Origin of the sequence: Hanstruepera flava, assembly GCF_023634025.1 — a bacterium.
Classification (GTDB): domain Bacteria; phylum Bacteroidota; class Bacteroidia; order Flavobacteriales; family Flavobacteriaceae; genus Hanstruepera; species Hanstruepera flava.
This window is the reverse complement of the sequence record NZ_JALJCW010000001.1, coordinates 773,363-800,157: the sequence shown is the minus strand read 5'-3', so window position 1 is coordinate 800,157 and position 26,795 is coordinate 773,363. Positions and strand designations below refer to the sequence as shown.

Annotated in this window: 29 protein-coding genes; 17 read left to right on the top strand and 12 right to left on the bottom strand. The window is 34.4% G+C overall.

What is annotated here, in order from left to right:
• The first annotated feature begins 60 nt into the window (after positions 1 to 60).
• Both MTX13_RS03815 and MTX13_RS03810 read left to right on the top strand, forming a co-directional pair.
• Positions 61 to 780 (top strand): NRDE family protein, encoded by a 720-nt coding sequence (locus MTX13_RS03815; RefSeq protein WP_250433057.1) that lies wholly within the window; start codon positions 61 to 63, stop codon positions 778 to 780.
• Entirely contained in the window at positions 780 to 1,781 is a 1,002-nt protein-coding gene (locus tag MTX13_RS03810; protein ID WP_250433056.1) for a DUF6695 family protein, read from the top strand. The genes MTX13_RS03815 and MTX13_RS03810 overlap by 1 nt, the downstream gene beginning before the upstream one ends.
• Here MTX13_RS03810 and apaG read toward each other — a convergent pair.
• Positions 1,773 to 2,159 carry a Co2+/Mg2+ efflux protein ApaG gene (gene apaG / locus MTX13_RS03805; protein ID WP_250433055.1) on the bottom strand — a complete coding sequence of 129 codons (387 nt, stop codon included), beginning with the start codon at positions 2,157 to 2,159 and terminating at the stop codon, positions 1,773 to 1,775. The genes MTX13_RS03810 and apaG overlap by 9 nt on opposite strands.
• Before the next feature lie 100 nt (positions 2,160 to 2,259).
• The gene (locus MTX13_RS03800) at positions 2,260 to 3,519 is read right to left on the bottom strand and encodes a type IX secretion system plug protein (RefSeq protein WP_250433054.1); all 1,260 of its coding nucleotides are present in this window, start codon (positions 3,517 to 3,519) and stop codon (positions 2,260 to 2,262) included.
• Between the two features lie 196 nt (positions 3,520 to 3,715).
• Here MTX13_RS03800 and MTX13_RS03795 point away from each other — a divergent pair, with 196 nt between their 5' ends.
• The 6 genes from MTX13_RS03795 to nqrF are packed head-to-tail and all read left to right on the top strand — an operon-like array spanning position 3,716 to position 9,766.
• Positions 3,716 to 5,071, top strand: a complete 1,356-nt coding sequence (locus MTX13_RS03795) for a Na(+)-translocating NADH-quinone reductase subunit A (protein WP_250433053.1) — start codon at positions 3,716 to 3,718, stop codon at positions 5,069 to 5,071.
• Positions 5,072 to 5,080: 9 nt separating this feature from the next.
• A complete protein-coding gene (locus tag MTX13_RS03790) occupies positions 5,081 to 6,280 on the top strand; it encodes an NADH:ubiquinone reductase (Na(+)-transporting) subunit B (RefSeq protein ID WP_250433052.1) in 1,200 nt (399 codons plus the stop codon).
• Positions 6,281 to 6,282: 2 nt separating this feature from the next.
• Positions 6,283 to 7,035: a Na(+)-translocating NADH-quinone reductase subunit C gene (locus MTX13_RS03785; protein ID WP_250433051.1), complete on the top strand. Its 753-nt coding sequence runs from the start codon at positions 6,283 to 6,285 to the stop codon at positions 7,033 to 7,035.
• Positions 7,036 to 7,038: 3 nt separating this feature from the next.
• Complete coding sequence (locus MTX13_RS03780; RefSeq protein ID WP_250433050.1) at positions 7,039 to 7,701, top strand: NADH:ubiquinone reductase (Na(+)-transporting) subunit D; 663 nt, start codon at positions 7,039 to 7,041, stop codon at positions 7,699 to 7,701.
• Between the two features lie 42 nt (positions 7,702 to 7,743).
• Complete coding sequence (nqrE, locus tag MTX13_RS03775; protein WP_223032869.1) at positions 7,744 to 8,457, top strand: NADH:ubiquinone reductase (Na(+)-transporting) subunit E; 714 nt, start codon at positions 7,744 to 7,746, stop codon at positions 8,455 to 8,457.
• Between the two features lies 1 nt (position 8,458).
• On the top strand, positions 8,459 to 9,766 hold the full coding sequence (gene nqrF / locus MTX13_RS03770) for an NADH:ubiquinone reductase (Na(+)-transporting) subunit F (RefSeq protein WP_250433049.1): 1,308 nt from the start codon (positions 8,459 to 8,461) through the stop codon (positions 9,764 to 9,766).
• 63 nt (positions 9,767 to 9,829) lie between these two features.
• On the opposite strand, the gene MTX13_RS03765 is transcribed toward nqrF, so the two are convergent.
• Positions 9,830 to 10,279, bottom strand: coding sequence for a Na(+)-translocating NADH-quinone reductase subunit F (locus tag MTX13_RS03765; protein WP_250433048.1), 450 nt, complete (start codon positions 10,277 to 10,279; stop codon positions 9,830 to 9,832).
• Between the two features lie 73 nt (positions 10,280 to 10,352).
• Between MTX13_RS03765 and MTX13_RS03760 the strand changes: the two genes are divergently transcribed.
• Together MTX13_RS03760 and MTX13_RS03755 are read left to right on the top strand one after the other, a co-directional pair.
• Positions 10,353 to 10,730 (top strand): Na(+)-translocating NADH-quinone reductase subunit F, encoded by a 378-nt coding sequence (locus MTX13_RS03760; protein WP_250433047.1) that lies wholly within the window; start codon positions 10,353 to 10,355, stop codon positions 10,728 to 10,730.
• Positions 10,731 to 11,714, top strand: a complete 984-nt coding sequence (locus MTX13_RS03755) for an FAD:protein FMN transferase (protein ID WP_250433046.1) — start codon at positions 10,731 to 10,733, stop codon at positions 11,712 to 11,714.
• A 90-nt stretch (positions 11,715 to 11,804) separates the two neighbouring features.
• Here MTX13_RS03755 and MTX13_RS03750 read toward each other — a convergent pair whose 3' ends face one another.
• On the bottom strand, positions 11,805 to 12,569 hold the full coding sequence (locus tag MTX13_RS03750) for a class I SAM-dependent methyltransferase (protein WP_250433859.1): 765 nt from the start codon (positions 12,567 to 12,569) through the stop codon (positions 11,805 to 11,807).
• 6 nt (positions 12,570 to 12,575) lie between these two features.
• Positions 12,576 to 13,394 (bottom strand): type I methionyl aminopeptidase, encoded by an 819-nt coding sequence (gene map, locus MTX13_RS03745; RefSeq protein ID WP_250433045.1) that lies wholly within the window; start codon positions 13,392 to 13,394, stop codon positions 12,576 to 12,578.
• Positions 13,395 to 13,514: 120 nt separating this feature from the next.
• On the opposite strand from map, the gene MTX13_RS03740 reads away from it, so the two are divergent.
• On the top strand, positions 13,515 to 14,786 hold the full coding sequence (locus MTX13_RS03740) for an acetyl-CoA hydrolase/transferase family protein (RefSeq protein WP_250433044.1): 1,272 nt from the start codon (positions 13,515 to 13,517) through the stop codon (positions 14,784 to 14,786).
• Position 14,787: 1 nt separating this feature from the next.
• On the opposite strand, the gene MTX13_RS03735 is transcribed toward MTX13_RS03740, so the two are convergent.
• Together MTX13_RS03735 and gpmI are read right to left on the bottom strand one after the other, a co-directional pair.
• Complete coding sequence (locus MTX13_RS03735) at positions 14,788 to 15,201, bottom strand: BT0820 family HAD-type phosphatase (protein ID WP_250433043.1); 414 nt, start codon at positions 15,199 to 15,201, stop codon at positions 14,788 to 14,790.
• A gap of 29 nt (positions 15,202 to 15,230) precedes the next feature.
• Positions 15,231 to 16,748, bottom strand: coding sequence for a 2,3-bisphosphoglycerate-independent phosphoglycerate mutase (gene gpmI, locus MTX13_RS03730; protein ID WP_250433042.1), 1,518 nt, complete (start codon positions 16,746 to 16,748; stop codon positions 15,231 to 15,233).
• Positions 16,749 to 17,008: 260 nt separating this feature from the next.
• Between gpmI and MTX13_RS03725 the strand changes: the two genes are divergently transcribed.
• Positions 17,009 to 17,398: an ankyrin repeat domain-containing protein gene (locus MTX13_RS03725; RefSeq protein WP_250433041.1), complete on the top strand. Its 390-nt coding sequence runs from the start codon at positions 17,009 to 17,011 to the stop codon at positions 17,396 to 17,398.
• A gap of 84 nt (positions 17,399 to 17,482) precedes the next feature.
• Here MTX13_RS03725 and MTX13_RS03720 read toward each other — a convergent pair whose 3' ends face one another.
• Complete coding sequence (locus MTX13_RS03720) at positions 17,483 to 18,421, bottom strand: GNAT family N-acetyltransferase (RefSeq protein ID WP_250433040.1); 939 nt, start codon at positions 18,419 to 18,421, stop codon at positions 17,483 to 17,485.
• A 5-nt stretch (positions 18,422 to 18,426) separates the two neighbouring features.
• Positions 18,427 to 19,134, bottom strand: coding sequence for a dipeptidase PepE (gene pepE / locus MTX13_RS03715; RefSeq protein WP_250433039.1), 708 nt, complete (start codon positions 19,132 to 19,134; stop codon positions 18,427 to 18,429).
• A gap of 112 nt (positions 19,135 to 19,246) precedes the next feature.
• On the opposite strand from pepE, the gene MTX13_RS03710 reads away from it, so the two are divergent.
• From MTX13_RS03710 to MTX13_RS03690, 5 genes are all read left to right on the top strand, one after another.
• Complete coding sequence (locus MTX13_RS03710) at positions 19,247 to 20,023, top strand: carboxypeptidase-like regulatory domain-containing protein (protein ID WP_250433038.1); 777 nt, start codon at positions 19,247 to 19,249, stop codon at positions 20,021 to 20,023.
• On the top strand, positions 20,010 to 20,780 hold the full coding sequence (locus MTX13_RS03705) for a carboxypeptidase-like regulatory domain-containing protein (RefSeq protein ID WP_250433037.1): 771 nt from the start codon (positions 20,010 to 20,012) through the stop codon (positions 20,778 to 20,780). Before MTX13_RS03710 ends, MTX13_RS03705 begins: the two co-directional genes overlap by 14 nt.
• Positions 20,781 to 20,834: 54 nt before the next feature.
• Positions 20,835 to 21,335, top strand: coding sequence for a DUF6702 family protein (locus tag MTX13_RS03700; RefSeq protein ID WP_250433036.1), 501 nt, complete (start codon positions 20,835 to 20,837; stop codon positions 21,333 to 21,335).
• A 66-nt stretch (positions 21,336 to 21,401) separates the two neighbouring features.
• Positions 21,402 to 23,708 (top strand): M1 family metallopeptidase, encoded by a 2,307-nt coding sequence (locus MTX13_RS03695; RefSeq protein ID WP_250433035.1) that lies wholly within the window; start codon positions 21,402 to 21,404, stop codon positions 23,706 to 23,708.
• A gap of 97 nt (positions 23,709 to 23,805) precedes the next feature.
• Positions 23,806 to 24,078 (top strand): Sec-independent protein translocase subunit TatA/TatB, encoded by a 273-nt coding sequence (locus MTX13_RS03690; RefSeq protein WP_223032890.1) that lies wholly within the window; start codon positions 23,806 to 23,808, stop codon positions 24,076 to 24,078.
• A 104-nt stretch (positions 24,079 to 24,182) separates the two neighbouring features.
• On the opposite strand, the gene MTX13_RS03685 is transcribed toward MTX13_RS03690, so the two are convergent.
• The 3 genes from MTX13_RS03685 to MTX13_RS03675 form a co-directional block, all read right to left on the bottom strand.
• On the bottom strand, positions 24,183 to 24,875 hold the full coding sequence (locus MTX13_RS03685) for a hypothetical protein (RefSeq protein WP_250433034.1): 693 nt from the start codon (positions 24,873 to 24,875) through the stop codon (positions 24,183 to 24,185).
• Positions 24,876 to 25,002: 127 nt separating this feature from the next.
• Positions 25,003 to 25,647, bottom strand: coding sequence for an O-methyltransferase (locus tag MTX13_RS03680; RefSeq protein ID WP_250433033.1), 645 nt, complete (start codon positions 25,645 to 25,647; stop codon positions 25,003 to 25,005).
• A complete protein-coding gene (locus tag MTX13_RS03675; protein ID WP_250433032.1) occupies positions 25,647 to 26,732 on the bottom strand; it encodes an amidohydrolase family protein in 1,086 nt (361 codons plus the stop codon). Before MTX13_RS03675 ends, MTX13_RS03680 begins: the two co-directional genes overlap by 1 nt.
• Positions 26,733 to 26,795 lie beyond the last annotated feature (63 nt).

The window sequence follows — 26,795 nt, the reverse complement described above, 5'->3', positions numbered from 1 at the left end:
GCACGTTAAAAGTTTTTGAATTTTTGTAAGTTGCTATCGTAAAAGAAGACTACTGCATTTATGTGTACAGTAACATTAACACCAATAGGTAAAGAGGACTTTGTACTATATTCAAATAGAGACGAAGCGCCTTCACGAATTTCTAAATCACCTGAATTTTATAACTATAAAAATGCACAGCTTCTTTATCCTGAAGATGTGGAATCTGGCGGGACTTGGATTGGCTTAAGCGAAAAACAACGCCTTATTTGCTTATTGAATGGTGGGTTTGATATTCACCAAAGACAGGCAAGTTACAGGCATAGTAGGGGAATAGTTGTTAAGGACCTCTTGTCTGCTAATACTATTGAAGATGCTGTAGGTCAATATGATTTGTTGGATATTGAACCATTTACCATGATTATAGTTGATTGGAGTAAAAACCTTAAATTTTATGAGTTGGTTTGGGATGGTCAGCGAAAACATTTTAAAGCTTTGGAGCAAAAACCTCATATTTGGTCTTCATCAACACTTTACAATAGAGAGATGAGAACTGAGCGCAAAGAATGGTTTAAAAAGTTTAAATCTGAACACGAACTTAATATTGAAACTCTCGGTGTTTTTCACAGAACTGCAGGAAGTGGAAATGTTGATTACGGTGTTATTATGGATCGAGGCTTTGTGAAAACTACCAGTATCACTAAAGTTGAAAAACAAGATGCTAAAGTTTCAATGGATTATGAAGATTTGGCTACCCATGAGCAATCCGTAAAATTTTTAAACGAAGTATCGTCCATTTAATGAAAAACGACGCTTTTATTTTAACGCTAGCTTTCCCAGAAACCATCGTGCTACATGCTGAAGAATGGTATTCGCCGTATTTAAAATATTTAGGTATAGGTAATAAAACCCATGTTCGGGCAGGGCATGCTGCATTGGTTTTAATCAATAAGAGAACTGGAGAATTGGAGTATCACGACTTTGGTCGTTATATCACGCCTGAACCTAATGGTCGGGTTCGTGGAAAGGATACCGACCATGAATTGGATTTTCCTTTAAATGCTGAAATTTCGGATGATAAAATTGGTAACTTGGATGATATCTTACGGTTTTTGGCAACACATCCTAAATTAACACATGGTGATGGAACGTTATATGCATCTGTATGTTCTGAAATAAATTATAAAGTCGCTAGGGCTCATATTTCAAATATGCAGAATAAGCATTTTATTCGATATGCAGCTTTTGTGACAGATGCTTGTAATTGTGCACGTTTTGTTACAGATACATTAATTGCTTCGGTTACAAATTCTAAAATTAAAAGACGACTGGTGCGTTCAAAATGGTTCACACCCAGTACGGTAGGGAATGTGGTTTTGGCTGATAGCCATAAAACCGTTTATAGGGTTTCGGAAACTGGTTATATATCAGAGTTTCATGGTTCCGTAGGGCAAATAAATAGAACGTGTTTTTTAGATAGGTTAAAACAATTTGAGCCTAACTATGTGGGCACTGTTCTGCCTAAAGAAAATACAGAAAAGCACTTATCTGCACAATGGTTAAGTGGTATTGCGGCTGGTGCCTGGTTTGAAATATATACAACAGATGTAATAAACGAATTTAGATATCGTAGAATAGCACCCAATGGTCGTATTGATGTAGAAGGGCTTTACGTTTCTAGTAATTCAGAATTTAAACATAGTGAGCCATTCGAATTTATTCATTACTCGAATTGTAAATTCTTTCACATAAACCAAAACAATAACACGTACAGATTTATTTTAAGGGAAAAGTTAGTTTAAGGCAAAAGGAGCGCTTAATTTAAAGCTAGGTATGGCAACTTGAAACTTATTAGTTGTGGTAAAGTTAATCATGTTGTAATGACCACTCATGGCTCCAAATGGAGAGGTAAGTAAGCAACCTGAAGTATATGTATGGGACTCGCCTGGTTTTAATACTGGCTTTTTTCCAATAACACCTTCTCCAGTTACGGTTTCAATATTGTTTAAAGCATCTTGTATAACCCAATGCCTAGCAACCAATTGAACCGAATCTTTACTTTGGTTTTCAATGGTGACCTTATATCCATAAGCAAATTGCATTTGGTAATTCTTATAGAAAGTACCTTCAAAATTTGTCTCAACAGATATTTTTATACCTTTTGTTACTTGTTGGACCATAATTATTACTGTATAAACAGTGGGATTGCTATTCAGCTAAAATAATAAATTTAAATTGTAAAGTAGGAAAATTAACAAATATACTCGATAAACAGGGTGACTAATTGGTTATATCAATCGAAAGCGCACTTCCGTAACCGATAATTCTGTCGTATCGTGCGCCAAGGTTACGATAATAAACTATGACCTTGTAATCGTTTTCGGTTTGCCAAAAATTACCACTTATGGCGCCTTCGTCTAATTTGCCAGTAGCATCATCAACTACTACATATTTATAATTGTAAAACCCTTGTTTTAACAATAAGCTGGTTTCGTAATATTTTTGGTCGGCATTAAATTCGAGTTTGGTGCTTTCTTCTATTGCATAATTATTAAAATTGCCATAAATATGAACAGATTTCCCAGGAATAGGTTCGTTCATAGCCAATGCAAAATGTACCCAAGCATAGTCGGCCTCAATCCAGGGTCTTTCAACATATAAGGCCGTAACCACAAAATTACCATTTATATCAGGGTTGTAAGTATAAACTTGATTAAACCGTGGGACATTAGCGAATAAATAGGTATTGTATAAATCAGCTAGGCTTATGAATTGAACCGTAGAATTTGCGCCTCTTAAATCTTTGTTTTCAAAATAAAAATATTCATTTCCACCATAAAAACTGGTTTCCTTATTGTATTTAAAGATCAAGTCTTTTCCTATGGTATATTGAGGGCCAACATTAGAAATGGCTGTGTTAAGATTATTGTTTTGAACAATAAGGGTTTTTACGGTTTGCAGAGGGTTGTTAAATTGTATTGAACCAGAATTGATAACTATATCTACGGTTTGTTTTTCATTAATGTACTTGACGTCGCGCGAACGTCTTACAACAACACCAACGTTGGATAGGTTTTCATGAACTAGAAATTTTCTTGAAAATACCAATTCGTCCATATCGTTAAATATCTTGATCATATAATTGCCCGATACTCTTAAACCTCTTGTCCATTGGTTAGGTATGCGCAGCATATAATGTGAATAAATTTGATAGGTATTAAATGAGTTTTCATAATTACGAATACGTTGATTATCAAATCCGTCCATATATTCTGTTTTCATGAGCTGCGATGGAGTCCAATCAAAGTTATAATGTTCTATTTTGTAGTAGAAGTCATCTTCATTTCCATTTAAGGCATCGAATTCGAGCAATAACTGGTCGCCTAATTCTACTAACGGCAATTGACTTTCTTGTGTGTTTGAGCCTCTAAACATAACGGTTTTAATCATGTCTGGAGGGCTTTTTTCGTGCTCAACTTGAGCAGAAATACTAATTGAGACTGTAAAGACAACTAGTGCAAGAAAAAATCTAAATAGCATACATTTTGTTTTGAGGCATAAATATAATCAAAATTTGTGCCTGAAATTTAATTAAGATATTACAGATTTTGACTCAATAAATTTCTCCAATAATTATTATGAAGTATGCGTATTTAATTCGTAAATTTGCACGGATTTTTCGAGTTTACAGAAAAATCGCCATTATATTTTACTATTAACAAATAGATTTATAAGCATGTCAAACGACATTAAGATTAAAAAAGGTCTAGACATTAAACTTAAGGGTGCCGCTGAAAAAGCAACTGAAAATGCAATAGTAAGCAACTTCTGCACTGTTAGACCTGAAGATTTTCATAGTATTATTCCAAAACTTATTGTAAAAGAAGGCGCGAAAGTAAAAGCTGGAGAGGCTATTTTTTATAATAAATCTAACGATACTATGTTATTTGCTTCGCCAGTTTCTGGGGAAGTTTTAGAAATTGTAAGAGGTCCTAAAAGACGCGTAGATGCTATTAAAATCCAAGCAGATAAAGAACAAAGCTTTAAGGATTTTGGCGCGTTTAATTTAGAGTCTGCTGATGGTAATGCTGTTAAAGCTCATTTATTGGCTTCTGGATGTTGGCCGTTTATTAAACAACGTCCGTACGATGTTATTGCCAATCCAGACAAAGCACCTAAAGCTATTTTCATTTCAGGTTATGCATCAGCTCCGCTTGTTGCCGATTTAGATTATGTTTTGCAAGGGAAAGAAGCTGAATTGCAAGCTGCAGTAACAGCTTTAGGTAAAATGACAGAAGGTCAAGTTCATGTTTGCGTAGGGAAGAATTCAAATTCACCACTAGCAGGACTAAATGGTGTAACACTTCATACGGTTTCTGGTCCACATCCATCTGGAAATGTTGGGACTCAAATTAACAAAATAGACCCTGTTAACAAAGGTGAGGTCGTTTGGACAGTCAGTGGGCAAGATTTGGTTATTATTGGTGAGCTTTTGTTAACTGGTAAGTTCAATGCCGAGCGTATTGTAGCGTTGGTTGGGTCTTCAGTAAAGAAGCCAAGATATTTTAAAACCAAAATAGGTAGCGAAGTTGCCACAATGGTTTATGATAATGGCGTAGATAAAGATGGAAACGATCGTATTATATCGGGTAATGTTTTATCTGGAAAGCAAGTAAAACCAGATGGTGCTTTAGATTATTACAGTAATACGATTACGGTAATTCCTGAAGGTGATGATTATGAATTCTTTGGTTGGAACAAGCCTGTATTTAATAAGGTTTCTACATCTAGAGCTATGACATTTTCATGGTTAACACCTAATAAAAAATATGAGTTGGATACCAATACTAATGGAGAACATCGTGCATTTGTACTTACAGGTAATTATGAAGAGGTTTTTCCTTTAGATATTTATCCATTACAGATTCTAAAAGCTTGTATGTACAGTGATTTAGACGAGATGGAAGCTCTTGGAATGTATGAGGTAGCACCAGAAGATTTTGCGTTAACTGAATTTATCTGTGTGTCTAAACAACCACATCAGAAGATTATTAGAAAAGGATTGGACGTAATGATTAAAGAAATAGGATAATAAATAGCTATGGGTTTAAAAAGTACATTACATAATTTAAAAGAAAAGTATAAAGGGACCAAAATGGCTCCTGCGTTTAACGCGATTCATACTTTTTTATACTTGCCAAATGAGACCACGCACAATGGAACTCATATAAAAGTGGCAGACGATTTAAAGCGTACAATGAACACGGTAATCATGGCTATGGTTCCTTGTTTAATATTTGGTATGTTTAATGCGGGTTATCAACACTACGCAGCATTTGGAACTCCAGTTGAGTTTTTGTCATGGGATGCGTTCTACATTGGTTTAATTAAAATTTTGCCACTTGTAATTGTGTCTTATGGGGTTGGTTTAGCTATTGAGTTCTTATTTGCGGTTATTAAAAAACACGAAGTAGAAGAAGGGTATTTGGTAACTGGAATGTTAGTGCCATTAATTGTACCTGTTGATACACCGTTATGGATGCTTGCTGTAGCTGTAGCTTTTGGTGTAGTAATTGGAAAGGAAGTTTTTGGAGGTACAGGAATGAACATTCTTAATCCAGCTTTAACCATACGTGCATTCTTATTCTTCGCATATCCAACATGGATGTCTGGAGACAAGGTTTGGGTTCATGGAGCAGTTGAACGTGCCAATGAAATAGCAGCTGGTGCTGAATTAGACGCCATTTCAGGGGAAACCATTCTAGGTGGTTTAGCCCAAGGCAAAGATTTGGGATATTCTGTAGCCGATATGTTCTATGGGTTTATTCCAGGTTCGGTTGGTGAAACATCTACCTTGTTAATATTATTAGGAGGCTTGTTCTTAATCTTTACCAAGATTGGAAGTTGGAGAATTATGTTGTCTTCGGTTATTGGGGCATTGCTTATGGGATTAATTTTCAATGGTGTTGTTGATGCCGGTTGGATAACAGAATCTAGTAAGTTTTACGGTTTGATGAGCACAACCTGGTGGCACCACTTATTAATTGGAGGTTTTGCCTTTGGTACGGTGTTTATGGCGACAGACCCTGTTACAGCCTCGCAAACCAATAAAGGTAAATGGATATATGGATTTTTAATTGGATTTATTTCTATCCTTATTAGAGTATTCAACCCAGCGTATCCAGAAGGTGTCATGTTGGCAATTCTACTTATGAACGTGTTTGCGCCAACTATCGACCACTATGTAGTTCAAGGAAATGTAAAACGACGTATGAAGCGTTTAAAAGTTAAAACGGCGTAATTATGAGTAATAAAACAGATTCTAATATATATACTATAATCTTTGCTGTTGCAATGGTTGTTGTGGTTGGTTCGTTGCTTGCTTTTGCAGCATCATCACTAGAGCCTACCATCTCTGAAAACAAACGTTTGGAAAAACAACAGAACATCCTATACGCAATGGGTGTGAATGAAAATGATGAAAGCAGTGCAACGTTTATCTCTACTGACAAAGCACCTCAAGCGTTTTCAGAGTTTATTACAAAACAATTGGTTATTCAAGATGGAGAAGTTAGTGAAGATGACCAAGCTTACTTAATTGATGTTAAGAAAGAGAAGTCTGCAGCTAAAAAAGCAGATTACTCAAGACGTCTTCCGTTATTTATTGGTGAGAAAGATGGGCAGACTTATTATATAGCGCCTATTTATGGTAAAGGTCTTTGGGATGCTATTTGGGGCTATGTTTCTATGGACGAAAATATGGTTATTCAAGGTGCTTATTTTGACCATAAAGGTGAAACACCAGGTTTAGGAGCCAATATCAAGCAACGTTATTTTATGGACGATTTTATTGGTGAACACTTATTGGATACCAATGGAAACTTTGCTGGAATTACGGTTTCTAAAAGTAATGCCGATCCAACAAATAAAGATAAAACAGATAACGAAGTAGATGCTATTGCTGGAGCAACTATTACTGGCGATGGTGTGTCTGCTATGATTAAAAGCGATTTAAGGCTTTACGTACCTTATTTTAAAAATTTAAAAAACAACTAATTTATGGGACTTTTATCAAAAAAAGACGCCAAATTAATTACTGATCCATTAGCGGATAATAATCCAATTACTATTCAGGTATTAGGTATTTGTTCGGCATTAGCGATTACTGCTGAATTGGAAGCTTCAATCGTTATGTCTATTTCAGTATTGTTTGTTTTAGGTGTTGGAAACGTGGTGATTTCGTTAATGCGAAATATTATCCCAAGTAAGATTAGAATTATTGTACAACTTATTGTTGTAGCAACTTTGGTAATTATTGTTGACTTGGTGCTAAAAGCATTTGCATATGAATTAAGTAAAACGCTTTCAGTATTCGTTGGTTTGATTATTACGAACTGTATCATTATGGGACGTTTTGAGGCTTTTGCATTAGGAAACGGTCCATGGCGTTCATTCCTTGATGGTATTGGTAATGCTGCTGGGTACGGTGTTATTCTTATTATAGTAGGATTTTTCAGAGAGCTATTAGGTTCAGGTACCTTGTTGGGAATTCCAGTATTGGGAGATCCAATTGGAACACCAGAAACAGGCCCTACAGGATTATATGCTTTAGGCTATGAAAATAACGGGTTTATGTTATTGTCGCCAATGGCATTGATTGTTGTGGGTATTATTATTTGGGTACAACGTACAAGAAACAAAGCATTAGTAGAAGATCATTAAAAGATAGATTGTCCTTGATTGGATAGTTTGAAAATATAAACTATGGAACATTTAGAATTATTTTTAAAATCAATATTTATAGATAACATGGTATTTGCCACGTTCTTGGGAATGTGTTCTTACTTGGCAGTATCTAAAAAAGTTTCAACAGCTGTTGGTTTAGGAGCAGCGGTTATTTTTGTATTAGCTATAACAGTTCCTTTAAACTGGTTATTAGACCAATACTTGTTGCAGCCAGGAGCTTTGTCATGGTTAGGTGAAGAATATGCAGCTTACGATTTAAGTTTCTTATCGTTTATCATGTTTATTGCTACCATAGCAACTATGGTACAATTGGTAGAAATTGTTGTAGAAAAGTTTTCACCATCATTATATAATTCACTTGGTATTTTCTTGCCATTAATTGCAGTAAACTGTGCCATTTTAGGAGGCTCTTTATTTATGCAATCTCGTGAAATAGCTACTTTAGGATTAGCAACAACTTACGGAATTGGTTCAGGTATTGGATGGTTTTTAGCCATTTTAGCTATTGCCGCTATTCGTGAAAAAATACGTTATTCAAATGTACCGCCAGCCTTGAGAGGTTTAGGGATTACGTTTATCATTACAGGGTTAATGGCTATCGGGTTTATGAGTTTCGGTGGTATGTTAACAGGTGGCGATGATGAAGCCGCAAAAGAAACGAAATCAGCTCAAGTAGATGAGCTGAATGATACTGAAAAAGAATTAGCTAACAATACAAAAGTAATCGAGTAACATGATATTAGCTTCAAGTACATTAGGAACAATCATGACCACAGTAGTAGCCTTTTTAGTGGTTACCTTGTTATTGGTTGCATTATTATTATTTGTAAAACAAAAATTATCACCTTCTGGACCGGTTAAGATTAAAATTAACGGTGAAAAAGAAATAGAAGTAGCTTCAGGTGGTACGTTATTATCAACATTAGGAAACCAAAAAATATTCTTGCCATCAGCTTGTGGAGGTGGTGGTACCTGTATTCAATGTGAGTGCCATGTATTAGATGGAGGAGGTGAAGCCCTTCCAACAGAAACACCACACTTTACACGTAAAGAATTACAACATGGTGCGCGTTTGGCTTGTCAGGTTAAAGTTAAGCAGGATATGGAGATTACTATTCCTGAAGAGGTTTTTGGTATCAAGAAATGGGAAGCAGAAGTGGTTCGTAATTATAACGTAGCCTCATTTATTAAGGAGTTTGTGGTTAGAATTCCTGAAGATATGAATTACAAGGCTGGTGGATATATCCAAATTGAAATTCCTGCTTGTACAATAAAATACGAAGATATTGATATTACAGCTCATCCTGAAGAGCATGATACACCAGACAAGTTTCAAGCCGAATGGGATAAATTTGGATTATGGCCATTAGTCATGAAAAATGACGAAACAGTTGAAAGAGCTTATTCTATGGCTTCATACCCAGCTGAAGGACGTGATATTATGTTGAACGTTCGTATTGCTACGCCACCATGGGATCGTAACAAAAACGGTTGGATGGATGTGAATCCTGGTGTGGCATCGTCATATATCTTTGCTCAAAAACCAGGTGATAAAGTTACGATTTCTGGACCTTACGGCGAGTTCTTTATTAATGAGTCTGATGCAGAAATGCTATACGTGGGTGGTGGAGCAGGTATGGCACCAATGCGTTCACACTTATACCACTTATTTAAAACCTTAAAAACGGGTCGTAAAGTAACGTACTGGTATGGAGGTCGTTCTAAGCGTGAGTTGTTCTATTTGGAGCATTTCCGTGAGTTAGAAAGAGATTTCCCGAACTTTAAATTCTATTTAGCATTATCTGAACCATTACCAGAAGATAACTGGAAAGTGAAAGAAAATATTGATGCCCCTGGAGATGGATTTGTTGGATTTATTCACAACTGTGTAATAGATAATTACTTAAACCATCATGAAACTCCAGAAGATATTGAGTTATATTTCTGTGGGCCACCATTAATGAACAAGGCTGTTCAAAAGATGGGAGAGGATTTTGGAATTCCAGATGAAAATATCAGATTTGATGACTTTGGAGGATAGACGATAATCGTCATTATCATAACCAAATAATATGAAGTCCAATACGAAAGTATTGGGCTTTTTTTAATTAAAAACAGGGCTTTTATGGGTTATTGGATAGGCAAATAGTTTTGAGCAATCCATCACATTTGGAATATCATCCAATTCACAAAGTATTTCTATAACACTAGAGAGTCCTTTAAATAAATTGTCAGGATCTGTTGGGTTGTTAGGTTTTGGGTTCTTATGGTGAAGCGGTAAAACATAACCACAACCTTTTAAAAAGGCTTGTTCTATTTGTAATAATTCCAAGGGTGAATAACCGTTAAAACGTTTGCCTAATTTTTGATTGACCATACCAACATAGTTAAGTTTCAATGATCCATGGTCATCAGAAATGTGTTTCCAAAAATCCTGATTGTTTAAAATGTTTCCAACGGCACATTGTTTACAATCTTCAGGATGCAATGTATTGTTATGAAACGCATTGTACAATTTTTGAATGGCGTTATGAAATCGAGTTGAGGTTTTCATGACACTATAGCTTTCTTTTTCAATTAAAAAGATACAAAATTTTATTTTCAATTCATTGTCGTATTTTTGCACCATGAAGAAAGCACTTACAGAACAAGAACTCCATAATTTAGCAATGAATCACGTTGGAAAGGATTTGGAGAAGCGTGGTTTTGAATTTGTAGCCATAAATAGTAAGTTGAAAAAACATCCGCAATTTGTGTGTATTGATAAAAACAGCCAGTATTTTTTTGTAATCGTAAGAGCTGTGATTTTACCAGATAATCCTAATAACTATGATGTGGTTTGGATGGAAACCTTTAAAAAGCATGCTCGTGAAAAGGATGCCAAAGTATTATATGCTGGAGTTGGTTTAGGTAATCCAGAAGGCGAAGATTTGCCAATATACTTTAATGAGAATTATTTAATTGAATATAACGGTATTCAAGTTATTGAAACCCATTTAAACTAGATGAAGAACAGTATTCTTTTATTAGCCATAAGTTTAATACTGTCATGCAACCAAAAAATTGATGAGCAGGTTAATATCAAATCGTCTGGCCAGGTATTTGGAACTTCATATTCTATAATCTATGAGTCTCAAGTAAATTATCAAAAGCAATTTGATAGCTTGTTTTATGTTATAAATCAATCCTTGTCTACATATCAAACCAATTCAATTATTTCAAAAATTAATAGAAATGAATGGACTCATTTTGATAATCATTTTTTGACCGTTTTTGAGGCTTCAAAACAAATTTATGAAGCGACCAATGGAGCCTTTGATCCTACAATAGGTGCTGTTGTTAATGCATGGGATTTTGGACCTGAAGGGAAAATAGTTGGTCTAGACAGTTTAAAAGTTGATAGTTTAATGTTAGGTGTAGGTTTTGATAAAGTAGAATTACCCAAAGAAAAGTTTAGACTGCCTAAAAACACCTTTTTAGACTTTAATGCCATTGCAAAAGGTTACGGTGTAGATGTTATAGCTTATTTTTTAAGTAAAAAAGGTATTAGCAATTATTTGGTTGAAATAGGAGGCGAAATACATGCACGAGGCAAAAATGCAGAAAAACAAAAACCTTGGATGGTAGGTGTAGAGATGCCACGTTTTGATGGTGAGCAATCTATTTTAAAAGCTATAACCATTACAAACCAAGCCATGGCAACATCTGGGACCTATAGAAAATTTAAGATAGACGAAAATGGCAATCGATATTCCCATATAATCGATACCAAAACAGGTTACCCAAGTAAAACGAATTTGTTAAGCATTTCGGTACTGGCAGAAAACTGTATGACTGCAGACGCTTATGCTACAGCATTTAAAGCTATGGGTGTTGAAAATGTTCAGAAGTTTTTAAAGTCTCACCCAGAATTAAAGGTGTTTTTAATTTTTGAAAATAAAAAAGGGGAATTGGAAACGTTATCTTTAAATGGTTTTCCTGAAGAATAAACTGTCATTGCGAATTACGATTCATCGGGATGTGGTAATCTATTCATATTATAAGAGATTGCCGTGTAACTACCTCACTCGTAATGATAACTATTTCCTGACAACAGGAATAAGTTCGCCAAATGCCAAACAGTATTTTTCAACATCAGTAGTTGAAAGTGTATCAGTATAATCTACAGCCTCTACTCTAAATCCGATAGCTCGTAATTTGTCAAAGTAGTCACGGCCATAAACCCGAACATGGTCATACTGCCCAAAAATTTTAGCGCGTTCGTTTTTATCGGTTATGCTATTGTCTTCAAAAGTTGTTTCTCGATTTAAATCTTGTGGAATTTGAAAAATGCCCCAACCATTAGGTTTCATAACACGATATAATTCCTGCATGGCTTTGGTGTCATCAGGTATATGTTCCAATACATGGTTACACAGAATAACATCATAGCTGTTATCTTCAAAAGGGAGATTGCAAATGTCGGCTTTTATATCTGCTAATGGTGAGTTTAAATCTGTTGTAGTATAATCTAAATTGTTAAGTTTTCTAAATCGTTTATAAAAAGCTTGTTCTGGTGCAAAATGTAAAACCTTTAAATGATCGGTAAAGAAGTTTGTTTCGTTTTTAAGATATAACCAAAGTAACCTATGGCGTTCTAAAGAAAGCGTTGAAGGCGACAATACATTAGTTCGCTGATTACCGTAACCATAAGGTAAAAAGGTTTTGAAGCTTTTACCGTCTATAGGATCTGTGTAGTTGTTTCCTTTTAGAAAAAGTTCAAGAATAGGACGTATAACATAACTCAACCGAATTAGGATTGGTCTCGGAATGGTATTTAAGATTATTTTAAAAAGTTTATGCACCACGAATTAAAGCACTAAAGCTTGTTGTCTAAACTCATCTTCTTCTTGGCTTTCAATACCTAAAGCGTCATAGATGTAAGCAAATGTTGAGAGCAATTCGGGTTTGCCGTCTACAATAGCCACGTCATGCTCAAAATGTGCCGAAGGTTTGTTGTCTAAAGTAGTAATGGTCCAACCATCTCTATGTTGTTTAATACGGTGTGTTCCCATATTTATCATAGGTTCTATGGCTACCACCATACCTTCAATAAATTTCTTACCACGACCACGTTTACCATAATTTGGCATTTCAGGGTCTTCATGCATTTTTCTACCTATACCATGTCCTACTAATTCACGAACAACACCATAACCATGGGCTTCACAGTATTTTTGAATGGCAAAACCTACATCACCAACACGGTTGCCTAATTTAAACTCACGAATACCTACATAAAGCGATTCTTTGGTTACATCCAATAATTTTTGTGTTTCAGTATCTATTTCGCCTACTGAAAAGGTGTATGCGTGATCACCATAGAAATCATTTTTAATAGCACCACAATCAATTGAAATAATATCACCTTCAAGTAAAGGTTCATTTGTGGGAAACCCATGAACAACTTGCGAGTTAGGGCTCATACATAAGGTGTTTGGAAAGTCATATAAACCTAAAAAACCAGGAATAGCCCCTTGTTCTCTTATAAATTCTTCAGCTAGTTTATCGAGTTGAAGTGTGGTAACACCAGGTTTAACTTCTTTAGCTAGCATTCCTAGAGTTTTTGAAACTACAAGTGCACTTTCGCGCATCAATTCTATTTCTTCCTTGGTTTTTACTATTATCATAATTAAAAAATATGTGCAAAGATACTAAAATTAACAAGGTATTTAATGTTGGGAAAAAATGACTTTTGACAGTTTTTCATACTTTCTTTTTTTAGACCTTTGTACTCTAAATTAAAAGTTATGTATAAACCTGTAAGTGCAGAAGATGCTGTAAAAATTATTAAGTCAAACGATAAAGTGTATTTGCAGGCTGCAGCTGCTGCACCTCAAGTTCTAATACGAGCACTTACCGCTAGACACGAGGAGTTGCGAAATGTTGAAATTTGCCAACTGCATACCGAAGGTGAGGCGCCTTATGCCAATCCAGAATTGAAGGATAGTTTTCATGTTAATTCTTTCTTTATTGGAAAGAACGTGCGTCATACTTTAAAGGCTGGAAACGGATCCTATACTCCTGTTTTTTTAAGTGAATTGCCTTTACTCTTTAAGCGAAATATTGTGGATTTACAAGTTGCATTTATTCATGTGTCTGTTCCAGACCAACATGGGTATTGTTCATTGGGTGTTTCTGTTGAAGCTACTTTAGCTGCTATTGATAATGCCGATCATGTTATTGCCCAAGTTAATAAGCAAATGCCTAGAACTCATGGTGCAGGTATAATTCATATTTCTGAAATAGATTCCTTTGTTGAATGTGACGAGGCTTTACCTGTACATAATATGACAGAGCCTACAGAAATTGAAAACAAAATAGGAGCCCATGTCGCAAGTTTAATTGAAGATAGAAGCACCTTGCAAATGGGTATTGGCAACATTCCTAATGCCGTACTATCAAAATTGACAAATCATAAGGATTTGGGGTTGCACACAGAAATGTTTTCAGATGGTGTTATTGATTTAATTTTGAAAGATGTTATAAACGGAAACTACAAAGGAATTAATAGAGGTCGTGCTTTAACTACTTTTTTAATGGGTTCAAAGCGTTTGTACGATTATGTAGATGATAACCCGTTTATTGAAATGCGCGCATCCAATTATACTAATGATGTATCTATTATCAAACAAAACCCAAAGATGGTCGCCATTAATTCAGCTATTGAAGTTGATGTGACTGGACAGGTGTGTGCAGATTCAATAGGTACCAGAATGTATAGTGGAGTAGGCGGACAAATGGATTTTATTCGAGGAGCTTCGTTAAGTGAAGGCGGAAAAGCCATAATTGCTTTACCATCAATAACCAATAAGGGTATTAGTAGAATTGTACCTTCCTTAAAACCTGGTGCAGGAGTTGTAACAACCCGATCCCATGTGCACTATGTTGTAACTGAAAATGGTATAGCCAATTTGTATGGTAAAACAATAAAAGAGCGAGTAAAAGCATTGGTTAATATAGCCCATCCTGATTTTCAAGAACAAATAGATAAAGAATATTTTGAGCTGACCAGAGGGTAATTTATTTAGAAAAAAACGAAAATAACCCCTTTTTCTTATTTATTTTATTAGGGTGATATTTTGGGTTGGTTAACATTTGGTAAATTTCACCCCAACCCATAAAACCACCAATATTTCTATCGTCGATAAAAATATCAGCATGGATTTTTCGGCTTTTAGAATAGTCGAATCGTTCTTCAGGAAAACTTTTGTTTACTGCATAAAATTCTAATCCGTTTTCTTTGCAAAACTCGACCGCTTCATCTAAACGCACATCACTTCTGTAAGTCCATAAAATTAGTCTATGACCATCTTTTTTGAGTCGCATTAATGTTTCAAAGGCAAATAATTTTGGTTTACCAATTTTAGGATAAGCATCTTCAACAATGGTACCATCAAAATCTACTGCAATAATAAGTTTGTCTGTGAAATTCATTTTAAACCAACTAAATTACAAAAGTATTATTAAATTAAGCTATGTTGCGTCATAGCTTTTGGTTGTTCTATTCCCATTAGTTTCAATATGGTTGGTGCCATATCGCCTAAAACACCATCGTTAATCTGTTTTAAGTCTTTGTCAATAAGAATTATTGGTACTGGGTTGGTTGTATGTGCTGTATGTGGAGTGCCATCAGGGTTTATCATGGTTTCGCAATTACCATGATCTGCTATTAGCAGCGTGGTATAGTTGTTTTCTAAAGCAGTGGTCACGACATCTTTTACACAGGTGTCAACAGCTTCGCAAGCTTTTATGGCAGCATCCATAACGCCTGTATGTCCTACCATATCACCATTGGCAAAATTAAGGCAGACAAAATTGGTGTCACCTTGTTCAAGTTCTGGAATTAGGGCATCACGAAGTTCATAGGCGCTCATTTCAGGTTTTAAATCGTAGGTGGCTACTTTGGGTGAGTTTCTTAAAATACGTTTTTCACCATGAAAAGGTTCTTCACGACCACCGGAGAAGAAAAACGTAACATGTGGATATTTTTCCGTTTCTGCAATACGAATTTGCTTTTTATTATGTTTTTCCAACACTTCGCCTAAAGTATCCTGTAGATTATCTTTATTAAAAACTACATTGATGTTTAAAAATGTTTCATCATAGTTGGTAAGGGTTACATAATGCAAATCTAATTTGTGCATGTTTTGTTCATGAAAATCTTTTTGAGATAAAGCTTCAGTTAATTCACGCCCACGATCGGTTCTAAAGTTGAAAAAGATAACCACGTCATCGTCTTTAATAGTAGCAAGCGGTTCGTTAAGGTTATTGGTGCAAATAATAGGTTCAATAAACTCATCAGTAATATTGTTGTTATAGCTATCTGTAATGGCATTGGTTGGGTTGTTGGTTAATTTACCTTTACCATTTACTATGGCATCATAAGCCAATTTTATACGTTCCCAACGTTTATCTCTATCCATGGCATAGTAACGACCGGTTACAGAGGCTAGTTTGGTATTGGTATTTTTAATATGTTCTTCTAAAGAGGTAATAAAACCAAAACCAGATTTTGGATCAACATCACGGCCATCAGTAAAAGCATGAACAAAGGATTCTTTTACGCCTGCTTGATTGGAAGCATCAATTAATCCAAATAGGTGATTAATATGTGAGTGTACACCACCATCGCTAACCAAGCCTAAAAAGTGAATAGGTTTATTGTTAGTTTTCGCATAGTTAAATGCATTTACTAGAACTGCTTCATTTTCAAGAGTTTTATTTTTTACAGCAAGATTAATTTTTGCTAAATCTTGATATACAATACGTCCGGCACCTAAATTCATGTGTCCAACTTCGCTGTTTCCCATCTGCCCTTCGGGTAAACCAACATGTAAACCATCTGTTCTTAAACTAGCATTGGGATAGTTGTTGTAAAGGCTATCAATAAAAGGTGTTTTCGCGTGATCTATTGCCGAAACTTTTGGGTCTGGAGATTTTCCCCAGCCATCAAGAATCATTAAAATAACTTTCTTGTTCATTAAGAATATATTTAGAAATCAAAGATAATGGTTTATTGGTTTTTGTTGGAATTGAGGCTTACAAAAAAATAGCATTACCAATGTTTTAAGTATACATCTCCAGAAGATTAACGTGAAGTTTCCGTTTAATAAAGAATTAACAGATTGTAGTTGAAAGCGTTAAATAATTGTTATTTATAATTTTTTAGTGTAACAGTTTCATTTTTATGTCGTCTCTTTAGTATATCAAAAAATATTTCATTAATCAAAAATCATTCATCATGAAAAAAACAATCATTCTTTCAGCAATTGCATTAAGTTGTTCTTTTACAGCTATTAATGCAGAAAATGTAAATGAACTTACGAACAGTGCAATAGAAACTGCAGTTAAAGAAAAAAGCCCTTTTCACATGTCTATTGTGAAAGGAGACGTTGAAACCGTTCAAAAATTAATTGAATTAGGAGCCGACGTAAACGAAAAATGGAATGGCTTGACACCAGCTATGTATGCAGCCAAGTATAACAGAACTGATGTGTTGGTCGTTTTAATTGACAACGGAGCGAACTTAAAGACTAAATGCGATAAAGGTCATACCGCTTTAGAGTATGCTGAATTATCAAATGCAAAAGACGCTAAAAATGTCATTAAAAAAGAATTGAAAAAGAAGTAATGTGAATTACTTTTTTATGGTTGGTTAGTAAGGAAAAAGACTCTGTTTGTTCAGAGTCTTTTTTTATGTCAAAATGTAATTTTTTTAAAATAATTCTTTTGTCATGGTATAATGTATACCAATATTTTTTATCTCAAATGGTTCACCAATTATTTTATAACCCTTGTTTTTATAGAAGCCTAATGCAATTTGGCGTGCATTAAGCCATAATCTAGAGCAATGTTTTAAAAGCATGTCTTCACCAGCTTCAATTAGCAAATTTCCTAATCCTTTTTTTTGATAGGCTGTTAAAACAGCCATGCCGCGCAGCTGGTATTGTGTGGTTTCATGAAACAGTTTATTGTTATTTTTTATAAAGGATGCAACACCTACCAAATTATTTTTAAAAAAAAGGCCTAAATGAAATGTGGTTTCTTCATTGTCTAATTCGAAAGCACAATCCTCTATTGGTCTCCCTTTTCTTAAAATAGGATGACGAACTGGATAGGTTTCTAAAGCTGTGATTTGTTTAATGATATAAAATGGGTTGTTAATCTTATACAGTTTGGCCGGCATATTATCATAGGTACCTTTTTCAATAAATGTTAATCCGCATTTTTCAATTACTCGATGAGAAGCTAAATTAGCTTCGTGTGCATGGGCAAAAATCTCTTTTAGTTTTAAGATTTGAAACCCATATTCAATGGTGAGTTTAGCGCTTTCTGTAGCATAACCCTTATTCCAATTTGATTTGTAAAACCTATAACCAACTTCAACTAGTTTGTCATCTGGATGGTACTTTAAGCCACACCAACCTAAAAATGAATCATCTGCTTTTAAGCATACAGCCCAGCGACCCATACCAAATAATTGATATTGGTTGTAATTTTTTAGAAATTCTGTAGCTTCCTCTAGCGTCTCAAAAGCCTTGTCGCCTGTGTATTTTATAACATCATTATCACAATTCATATTGTAAAAATGTAAGGCGTCATCAAGTATGAACTCCCTTAAATAAATACGATCGCTTTCAGCAATAATGTTCATGTTGGTTATTTTAAATTTACAAAATTATATCCAGGTTCTACTTCGTAAGGTAATTTGTTATACTCAAAAACCCGGGCTGTATGCTCACCTTTTAAAATGAATTGGTTGTTATTAACGTCTATCCAACTGCCTTCCCTTAAGCCAACAACAGGTTGGGTGTTAAAACAATGAAATTCTTTAATACGGGTTTCACGGGTTTCACCCATGTGTTTACTATTTGGAATGGGGTCTAAATAATGTGGGTTGATATTAAAGGGCACAAGCCCTAAAGTTTTAAAACTTGGAGGCAGTACTATGGGCATATCGTTGGTAGTATTCATAGTCAGGCCACAAATATTGCTGCCAGCACTGGTTCCTAAGTAGGGTGTACCATTATTAATAGATTCTTTTAGTTCTGATAATATACTGTTTTTGTATAATTGGTTAACTAGTACAAAAGTGTTGCCACCTCCAATAAAAATGCCTTGAGCCTCTTTAACAGCTTTAATAGGGTTATCATATTCATGAATACCAGTTATATGCTTGTCTATTTTATTGAAGGCGTCGCGTGCTTTTGATGTATAATCATTGTGAGATATACCATTGGGTCTGGCATAAGGAATAAATAAAACTTCATTTGTGGTTTGATATAGTTCTGATAAGCTTGTAAGTAAATAGTCTAAATACTCTCCTGCATATACAGTTGAAGTACTTGCAATTATTATTTTTTTCATTTGCTCAATTTTCGTAAATTTAAGTAAACATTGGTTTTAACAAAAGTTTATGCTGTTTTTAGGCCATATTTTGAGACCGATGTGTTTTCTTTATAGAACCAAACTTATCGCTATGAAAAAATATTTGCTAACTGTTTCATTATTTGTTTTTTGCTTGTTTTTATCTGCTCAAACCATTAATCGTGTTGAGGTTAATGGTAAAATAATTGCAGAAAATGATGTTGAGGGTGTAACCATTTTTAACACGTCATCCAATAAAGGAACAGTTGCCGATGAGAACGGTGATTTTAAATTGAAGGTTGCTCTAAATGATGTTGTAGAAGTTTCAGCGCTACAATATGTTTCTGTAGAAGTTTCTATAACTCAAGATGTTATTGACTCCAAAATATTACGACTTTTTCTTGTTGAAGAATTAAATAAATTAAGTGAGGTTATTTTATTACCGTCATTGTTAACTGGTGAAATTCATGTAGATATTGACAATGCTGAAGACCAACGTTATATTGAGATGCACTTTGGGGATTTGAGTGATATGGAGTTTGGAGAAGATGAATTTTCTGAAGTTAGAAATATCATTACAAGTGAAGGATTGTATTATAACGGTGTTGATTTTGCAAGAATATTTGGCTTAAATAGGTTGTTTAAAAAAAGCAATAAGAATCGTAATTTGCCTCCAAACACTACTGATGAATTAGCCGCAAAATACTCGCAAGCTTTTATAGAGGGGAATTTTAATATACCACATGATAAAGTAGATGACTTTATTGCATATGTTAATGCGAAAAATTTCGATCAAAAATTGTTGGAAGACGGTAATGAAATGGAGCTTATTCAATACTTAAACGATCAGAGTAAGCTTTTTCTAAATTCTAATAATGGCAAGGAATAAGCTCTTACTCATCTTTGCTTTTACTTTTGCGGTACAATCTGTTTTATCTCAAGACAAAGAGCTCTTAGGTAAGGTTGTTAGTCCGTTAGATGTCGAAAATGTTCATGTTATCAATAAAACGGCACAAAAGTTTACCATTACAAACGTTTATGGTGAATTTAAAATTTCAGCTTCTATAAACGATACCCTTGTTTTTTCATCCATACAGCACAAATTATTGTCCATCATTGTAGACGAGGACATGATTAAAGGAGAAATTTTAGAAGTGAGGCTTGAACAGCAAATTAATGCCCTCGATCAAGTTGTTGTTGGAAAGATTCTATCTGGTGATATATTGTCAGATATTGGTAATGTTGAAGGTGAACCCATGACCTCAAAAAAAGCAGGTATCCCAAGTTATCAAGGTCCGCCTAAAACGCAAAGTGAGCGTAGGCTTACAGAGGCTACTACTGGAGGAGGCATAGTGCCATTGAACCCCATTATTAATGCAATTACTGGCCGAACAAAAGAACTGAAAAACAGAATAAAATTAGAAGAAAAAGAAACTTTAATGTATAGTATTAAAGTTAGATTATCAGAATATTTATTTGAGATGAATCCTTTGAATGAAGCTTACCATTTAGAGTTTTTTTATTTTGTTTCTGAAGAAGACGATTTTTTATCGCGTTGTAAAAATCAATCAGACATGTTGGTTCTTGAATATTTAAAAGAAAAATTAGTTGTGTTTAAGAATAATTTAAATACAACAAAAAACTAATCCGGCTTTGGAATACTTTTTGAATAATTACATTTGTACATATTTTTTAACCCAATGAAGCATATTTTAAAATTCCTGTTATTGGCAATAATTCCACTTATGGCGTTTACAAGCGTTCATGAATATTATGTGAGTATTACCCAAATAGAATTTGTAAAAGAAAAAAGATCTGTTCAAATAATATCACGGATTTTTATCGACGATTTTGAAAAATTGTTACGTGAGCGTTATGACTCAAATATTACGTTGGCCATTGAGGACGAATCTTCTAAAGTAGATTTTTATACTGAACGATACTTGAAAGAAAAAGTTAAAATCAAGATTAATGGCAAAGAAGCGGTCATGACATTTATAGGTAAAGAGTATGAAGCTGACATTATGTATTGCTATTTAGAAATCGAAAGTGTGAGTTCTATTCAATCCTTTGAAATTAGCAATCAAGTATTATTTGATCTTTACAGTGAACAACAAAACATTGTAAGAACAAAAATTAACGGTAAAAACAAGAGCTTCATTCTTATTAAGGAAAATGATAAAGGTTTGTTAAACTTTTAGTAAACCTAAAAAGTAGCTTAAAAAATCGTTAATTTTCGCTTCAATTTTTAGTAACCAATTTTAACGATGAAACATTTAAAGTATATTTTCTTATCTGTTCTGTTTGTTTCCGTAGGTGCATTTGCCCAAGAGGAAGAAAAACCAGAACGCAAACCAGGTCATACTAATAACAACAAGTTTAAGCAATTGTATGACGAGTTTTCAAGTCCAAATATGTACAGAGCAGCATCTGGTGCTCCTGGTCCTGCTTATTATCAGCAGCAAGCCGACTACAAAATGGACCTTGTTTTAGACGATGATAAAGCTAGAATTTCTGGTTTTGAGACCATTACCTATCACAACAACTCTCCAGACCCATTAAGCTACTTATGGGTACAGTTAGACCAAAATATGAGAGCTAAAGACTCTCAATCACCTTTAATCCAGGGTAGTGGTGTTGCTCCTGCTCAACAAGCGGGTGCGTTTGCTTCTGCTTACATGACAGAGGGATTCGATGGTGGATTCAAAATAGAAGAAGTAAAAGATGCAGCTGGAAAAGATTTGCCGCATATGATAAATCGTACCATGATGCGTATTGAGTTGCCAAAACCTTTAATGACAGGAGAAAAGTTTTCTTTCTCAATTAAATGGTGGTACAATGTTAACGATTATGTTAACATGGGTGGCCGTTCGGGTTATGAATACTTTCCAGAAGATGGAAACAGAAATTATATTATTGCACAATTTTACCCTAGAATGGCTGTCTATAGTGATGTAGAAGGTTGGCAAAATTCACAATTTTGGGGACGTGATGAGTTTGCATTGCCTTTCGGAAATTTTGAAGTAAATATCACAGTGCCTTCAGATCATATTTTAGATGCAACAGGAAAACTAACCAATCGAAAGGAAGTTTTCAGTAAAGAAATGATGAAACGTTATGAGCAGGCAAAAAAATCATACGACAAGCCTGTAATGATTGTAACTCAAGAAGAAGCTGAAGCAGCAGAAAAAGGGCGTGCTACAGATACTAAAACCTGGAAGTTTTACGCTGAAAATGTTCGTGACTTTGGTTTTGCTTCATCAAGAAAATATATCTGGGATATGATGGCGGTTAAAATTGGAGGTAAAGATGTTATGGCCGTTTCAATGTATCCAAAGGAAGGAAACCCATTGTGGGAAGAATGGTCAACCTATGCTGTGGCAAGTACTTTAAAGTCCTATTCTCGAATGACATTCGATTATCCATATCATAAAGCCATTTCGGTACACGCTAAAAACCAAGGAATGGAATATCCTATGATTTGTTTTAACTATGGTCGTCCAGATAAAGATGGTAATTATAGTGACAGAACTAAATATGGTATGATTAGCGTTATTATCCATGAAGTTGGGCATAACTTTTTTCCAATGATTGTGAATAGTGATGAGCGTCAATGGACATGGATGGATGAAGGTTTAAATACCTTTGTTCAGTATGTAGCCGAGCAAGATTTTGGTGAGTGGTATCCAGCGGCTTTAAGTGAAGGCCATGATAAGTATCCTTCAAGAAGAGGGCCTGCAGCTAATATTGTGCCTTACATGGGTGGTGATCAAGATTTTATTGCGCCAATTATGACCAAAGGTTTGAATACTTATCAATTTGGTAATAATGCCTATGGTAAACCAGGTACGGCTCTTAACATTTTAAGAGAAACCGTTATGGGACGTGAATTATTTGACTACGCCTTTAAAGAGTATGCAAATAGATGGATGTTTAAACACCCAACACCAGAAGATTTCTTTAGAACTATGGAAGATGCTTCAGCATTCGATTTAGATTGGTTCTGGAGAGGTTGGTTCTATACTACTGACTATGTGGATATGGGTGTAAAAGAAGTTAAAAAATATTACGTTTCTGGTGAGCCTAATGAGTATGTAAAAAATATTGTTAAGCAACGAGGTATGAAAATGAGTGACCTACCACCTTTAGTTTATATGGTTGAAGAAGGTAGCGAAGAGTATAATGAAAGCTTAAAGAATGGTACTTTATTAGAGAACTCACCTACACTTAAAGAGTATATTATGGATAATTTCTCTGAGGAAGAACGTGCCAAAATTAAAGAACCAAAATATTTTTACAATATTACTTTTGAAAAGCCAGGCGGATTGGTTATGCCTATTATTGTAGAGTATACTTATGCTGACGGTACTTCTAAAACCGAAAAGTACCCAGCGCAAATTTGGAGATTAAACGATAAAGAAGTGAGTAAAGCAGTGGCTTCAGATAAGGAAATTGTAAAAATTACAGTTGACCCTAATTTAGAAACAGCTGACGTTGATACATCAAACAACTCATGGCCAAAAGAAATTAAGCAATCTAAATTTGATGAGTTTAAAAACGAAGTAAAAAATTAATCTTACTTACATAAATTATTAAGCCGACTAATATTAGTCGGCTTTTTTTATTTTCAATGCCAACTACTTACTATATTTGTGGTGTGAAAATTAAGCTATGTTTTTATTTATAGGCACAACCGAAATCATGTTTATACTATTTATAGTGGTCATGGTATTTGGTGCAGATAAAATACCTGAAATTGCTCGTGGTTTGGGCAAGGGTATGCGTATGCTTAAAGATGCTTCTAACGATATTAAAACTGAAATTACCAAAAGTGCCGATGCTAACGGAATAGATACTGGTGTGGCAAAAGATGTACAAGAAGAACTTAATAAAGTAAAAGACGATCTAGAAGATTTTACAGGTTCTGTTAGACGGAAGTTGTAAAATTCCTGCGAAAGTAGGAATCTTATTGTTTAAGTAAGCAAATCTCCTTTTTTTTTGAAAGATTAAATCTAGCGACTTTTTATGCCGCTTGGTAATAGTCGTTTTTAGCAGGAAGAACAACTTCCGACTATATGTTTTGTAAATAACTTGTTATCGTTGTAGTTAGACAAATAGAAGATTAATTCAATTCCTGAATAGTGAGTCGAAGTTCCAACTAGCATATCAAGACGATTGTCTCCATTTAAATCTCCTATCCAATAAATATAAATTCCGCCTTCAAAACCTCCAGAGGGAAAGGAAGAAATATCCATTTTTACAATACTTATATTAGTCTTTCCAAAAGCAACTCTTAATTCATAATCTTCTATTTTCTTAAAATAAGGAAATTCGTTATTTTCAGTTTCTATTAATTTACCTTTAGTATAAATTGAGTAAATTCCACTTTTTTCTTCATTTTCAGAGTTAAGAACAGAGAATATTATAGTTTCTCCAGGATACATTTTTCTATTAACCCATTTCCCATTGGTTGAATTCTTTATTGAGTCTAATCCTTTGATTAAAAATTTTGGTTGAGCATTACTATCAGAATTGTATTTTTTTATTTTGAAATTAGTTGTTATATGTTTTTCTTTTTCATAAACAGCAAAGTAGTCAGAAAAATCAATTTTCGTTTCATCCATTTCACTTCCTTCATAACAATTTAGCAGCATTATACTTATCGGATTCTCTTTTTCATAATTTTGAGAATAGATGTTGCAATTAATTAATAATGAAAAAATTAGAATCCTTATGTTCATATTTCAGTTTAGGAGTTTGAACAAATTATTATAAACGACCTGATAGGGAATCATTAAATATTTTATATCAACTGTAAACGAATTTATTAAAATATTCTCAAAACAGATTCCTGCATTCGCAGGAATTTTATACCTTTCTGCTTATCGTTAACCCGTCGCGAATAGGCAATACAACCGTTTCAACTCTTGGGTCTTCCTTTAATAGTTTATTGTATGCAATCAAGGCAGGCGTAGAAGTGTCCTCTTTTTTGAATTTTGTATCGAGAACTTTACCACTCCACAAAACATTGTCAGACAAGATAATACCGCCCAAATTAAGCTTGTCAATAATGAGTTCAAAATATTTGGAGTAATTTTCTTTATCAGCATCTATAAAAACCAAATCAAAGGTTGTGTTGAGTTTTGGAATAATCTCCAATGCATTTCCTAAATGCTGATAAATTTGTTTTCCATAAGGAGACAAGTCAAAATATTTGCGTTGAAAATCATATAGCTCTTCGTTAATGTCTATAGTGTGCAGCTCGCCCTTGGATTGCATCCCTTCAGCTAAACACAATGCAGAATAACCTGTATAAGTGCCAATTTCTAAAACAGATTTAGGATTAACTAATTTAGACAGAATACTTAAAACCCGACCTTGGTAATGACCACTTAACATACGTGGTTGTAATATTTTTTGATAGGTTTCTCGAGTTAGTTGTTGTAATAATTCTGGTTCGTTTTCAGAATGCTTTACAATGTATTGATCTAAATCATCAGAAAGAAAATGCATTAGCCTAAAATTCTATTTACTAATTTTTGTTTAGCGTTTTCATCATCGCCGCATAACCATTGAATAACATTGTCTTCCCACATCGCATCGCGTTCTGTTTCAGAAATGATATTGCGTTCTATGGCTAAATCTAGAATTTTACCAGGATATGAAGATTGTTTGGCACTTTCCATTTCACCTAAAGGATAAGGATCGTCTAAACCAACCAAAACCTGTTTAGAGGTTTGGTTCTTGATTAATAATTCTAAAGAACCTGTGTCATGTACCAAGGTGTCAAAAAAGATATTTTTATGACCTACAGCTTTCCTTGGGTGACTTTTACCTTCAAACAAATCTGGACGTCCATCAAAACCTTGAATTCGTCTTCCTAAATTAATTTGGGCCAATTGTCCGCCATGTGCAAAACAAGTACGCATATTAGGGAATTTATCTTGATAACCATTTAAGGTTAAAAAATGATAGGCATCTGCACATTGTGCTAGCATCCAAATAAGATGAAAACGCCATGCCGTATTTTCTAGTTTAATAAATTTTTCACCATCATATGGATGAATTTCTACAGCTAGATTATATTTATTGGCCAATTCGAAAATAGGCTCATTTTCCTCATCAAAAATACAACGCCATGTTCCAATAGTATCCATATAATGCGTTGGTAAGCACAATAATTGCATGCCTAGCTCTTCAACACAACGTTCAATTTCCCAACAAGCACCTCTCACAAAACCAGGATGAACTACAAAACCACAGGTAAATTTACTTGGGTTTTCATGTTGAATTTTGGCATTGAAATCATTTTGAAAACGTAAAGCCTGTTTCATCTCTTCAACACGTAAACCATTACCATAAAGCTGTGAAAGATTTAAAACTACGGCATGATCAATTTTAAAACGCTCCATCCATGCTAGTTTTTCATTAAGAAAGAAACTAGAATCAGTAATAGGTCTGTTCCAATCTTTTTGAAGCATAAATTTTCGATCTTTATCTACCCAAAAAATGCCTTTATCTTTCATGAATTGTGGAATCTCCTCAGGATAAGGCAGAAGGTGTGAATGACCGTTTATTCTTAATTTACGTTTTTCCATAGTTTTCATTGCGAACCATTTGGCGTGGCAATCTCAATTTTTAAGATTACTATTTCGTCTAAA

What these genes read in the sequence shown, in the direction of transcription:
- MTX13_RS03810 (WP_250433056.1), top strand. Translation starts at nt 780, where the DNA reads ATGAAAAACGACGCTTTTATTTTAACGCTAGCTTTCCCAGAAACCATC.
- MTX13_RS03795 (WP_250433053.1), top strand. Translation starts at nt 3,716, where the DNA reads ATGTCAAACGACATTAAGATTAAAAAAGGTCTAGACATTAAACTTAAG.
- MTX13_RS03785 (WP_250433051.1), top strand. Translation starts at nt 6,283, where the DNA reads ATGAGTAATAAAACAGATTCTAATATATATACTATAATCTTTGCTGTT.
- MTX13_RS03755 (WP_250433046.1), top strand. Translation starts at nt 10,731, where the DNA reads ATGAAGAACAGTATTCTTTTATTAGCCATAAGTTTAATACTGTCATGC.
- MTX13_RS03685 (WP_250433034.1), bottom strand. Translation starts at nt 24,875, where the DNA reads ATGAACATAAGGATTCTAATTTTTTCATTATTAATTAATTGCAACATC.
- MTX13_RS03710 (WP_250433038.1), top strand. Translation starts at nt 19,247, where the DNA reads ATGAAAAAATATTTGCTAACTGTTTCATTATTTGTTTTTTGCTTGTTT.
- MTX13_RS03705 (WP_250433037.1), top strand. Translation starts at nt 20,010, where the DNA reads ATGGCAAGGAATAAGCTCTTACTCATCTTTGCTTTTACTTTTGCGGTA.
- MTX13_RS03815 (WP_250433057.1), top strand. Translation starts at nt 61, where the DNA reads ATGTGTACAGTAACATTAACACCAATAGGTAAAGAGGACTTTGTACTA.
- MTX13_RS03740 (WP_250433044.1), top strand. Translation starts at nt 13,515, where the DNA reads ATGTATAAACCTGTAAGTGCAGAAGATGCTGTAAAAATTATTAAGTCA.
- MTX13_RS03695 (WP_250433035.1), top strand. Translation starts at nt 21,402, where the DNA reads ATGAAACATTTAAAGTATATTTTCTTATCTGTTCTGTTTGTTTCCGTA.
- MTX13_RS03725 (WP_250433041.1), top strand. Translation starts at nt 17,009, where the DNA reads ATGAAAAAAACAATCATTCTTTCAGCAATTGCATTAAGTTGTTCTTTT.
- MTX13_RS03760 (WP_250433047.1), top strand. Translation starts at nt 10,353, where the DNA reads ATGAAGAAAGCACTTACAGAACAAGAACTCCATAATTTAGCAATGAAT.
- MTX13_RS03780 (WP_250433050.1), top strand. Translation starts at nt 7,039, where the DNA reads ATGGGACTTTTATCAAAAAAAGACGCCAAATTAATTACTGATCCATTA.
- MTX13_RS03800 (WP_250433054.1), bottom strand. Translation starts at nt 3,519, where the DNA reads ATGCTATTTAGATTTTTTCTTGCACTAGTTGTCTTTACAGTCTCAATT.
- nqrE (WP_223032869.1), top strand. Translation starts at nt 7,744, where the DNA reads ATGGAACATTTAGAATTATTTTTAAAATCAATATTTATAGATAACATG.
- apaG (WP_250433055.1), bottom strand. Translation starts at nt 2,159, where the DNA reads ATGGTCCAACAAGTAACAAAAGGTATAAAAATATCTGTTGAGACAAAT.
- map (WP_250433045.1), bottom strand. Translation starts at nt 13,394, where the DNA reads ATGATAATAGTAAAAACCAAGGAAGAAATAGAATTGATGCGCGAAAGT.
- MTX13_RS03735 (WP_250433043.1), bottom strand. Translation starts at nt 15,201, where the DNA reads ATGAATTTCACAGACAAACTTATTATTGCAGTAGATTTTGATGGTACC.
- MTX13_RS03680 (WP_250433033.1), bottom strand. Translation starts at nt 25,647, where the DNA reads ATGCATTTTCTTTCTGATGATTTAGATCAATACATTGTAAAGCATTCT.
- MTX13_RS03675 (WP_250433032.1), bottom strand. Translation starts at nt 26,732, where the DNA reads ATGGAAAAACGTAAATTAAGAATAAACGGTCATTCACACCTTCTGCCT.
- MTX13_RS03700 (WP_250433036.1), top strand. Translation starts at nt 20,835, where the DNA reads ATGAAGCATATTTTAAAATTCCTGTTATTGGCAATAATTCCACTTATG.
- MTX13_RS03765 (WP_250433048.1), bottom strand. Translation starts at nt 10,279, where the DNA reads ATGAAAACCTCAACTCGATTTCATAACGCCATTCAAAAATTGTACAAT.
- MTX13_RS03720 (WP_250433040.1), bottom strand. Translation starts at nt 18,421, where the DNA reads ATGAACATTATTGCTGAAAGCGATCGTATTTATTTAAGGGAGTTCATA.
- MTX13_RS03690 (WP_223032890.1), top strand. Translation starts at nt 23,806, where the DNA reads ATGTTTTTATTTATAGGCACAACCGAAATCATGTTTATACTATTTATA.
- MTX13_RS03790 (WP_250433052.1), top strand. Translation starts at nt 5,081, where the DNA reads ATGGGTTTAAAAAGTACATTACATAATTTAAAAGAAAAGTATAAAGGG.
- pepE (WP_250433039.1), bottom strand. Translation starts at nt 19,134, where the DNA reads ATGAAAAAAATAATAATTGCAAGTACTTCAACTGTATATGCAGGAGAG.
- nqrF (WP_250433049.1), top strand. Translation starts at nt 8,459, where the DNA reads ATGATATTAGCTTCAAGTACATTAGGAACAATCATGACCACAGTAGTA.
- gpmI (WP_250433042.1), bottom strand. Translation starts at nt 16,748, where the DNA reads ATGAACAAGAAAGTTATTTTAATGATTCTTGATGGCTGGGGAAAATCT.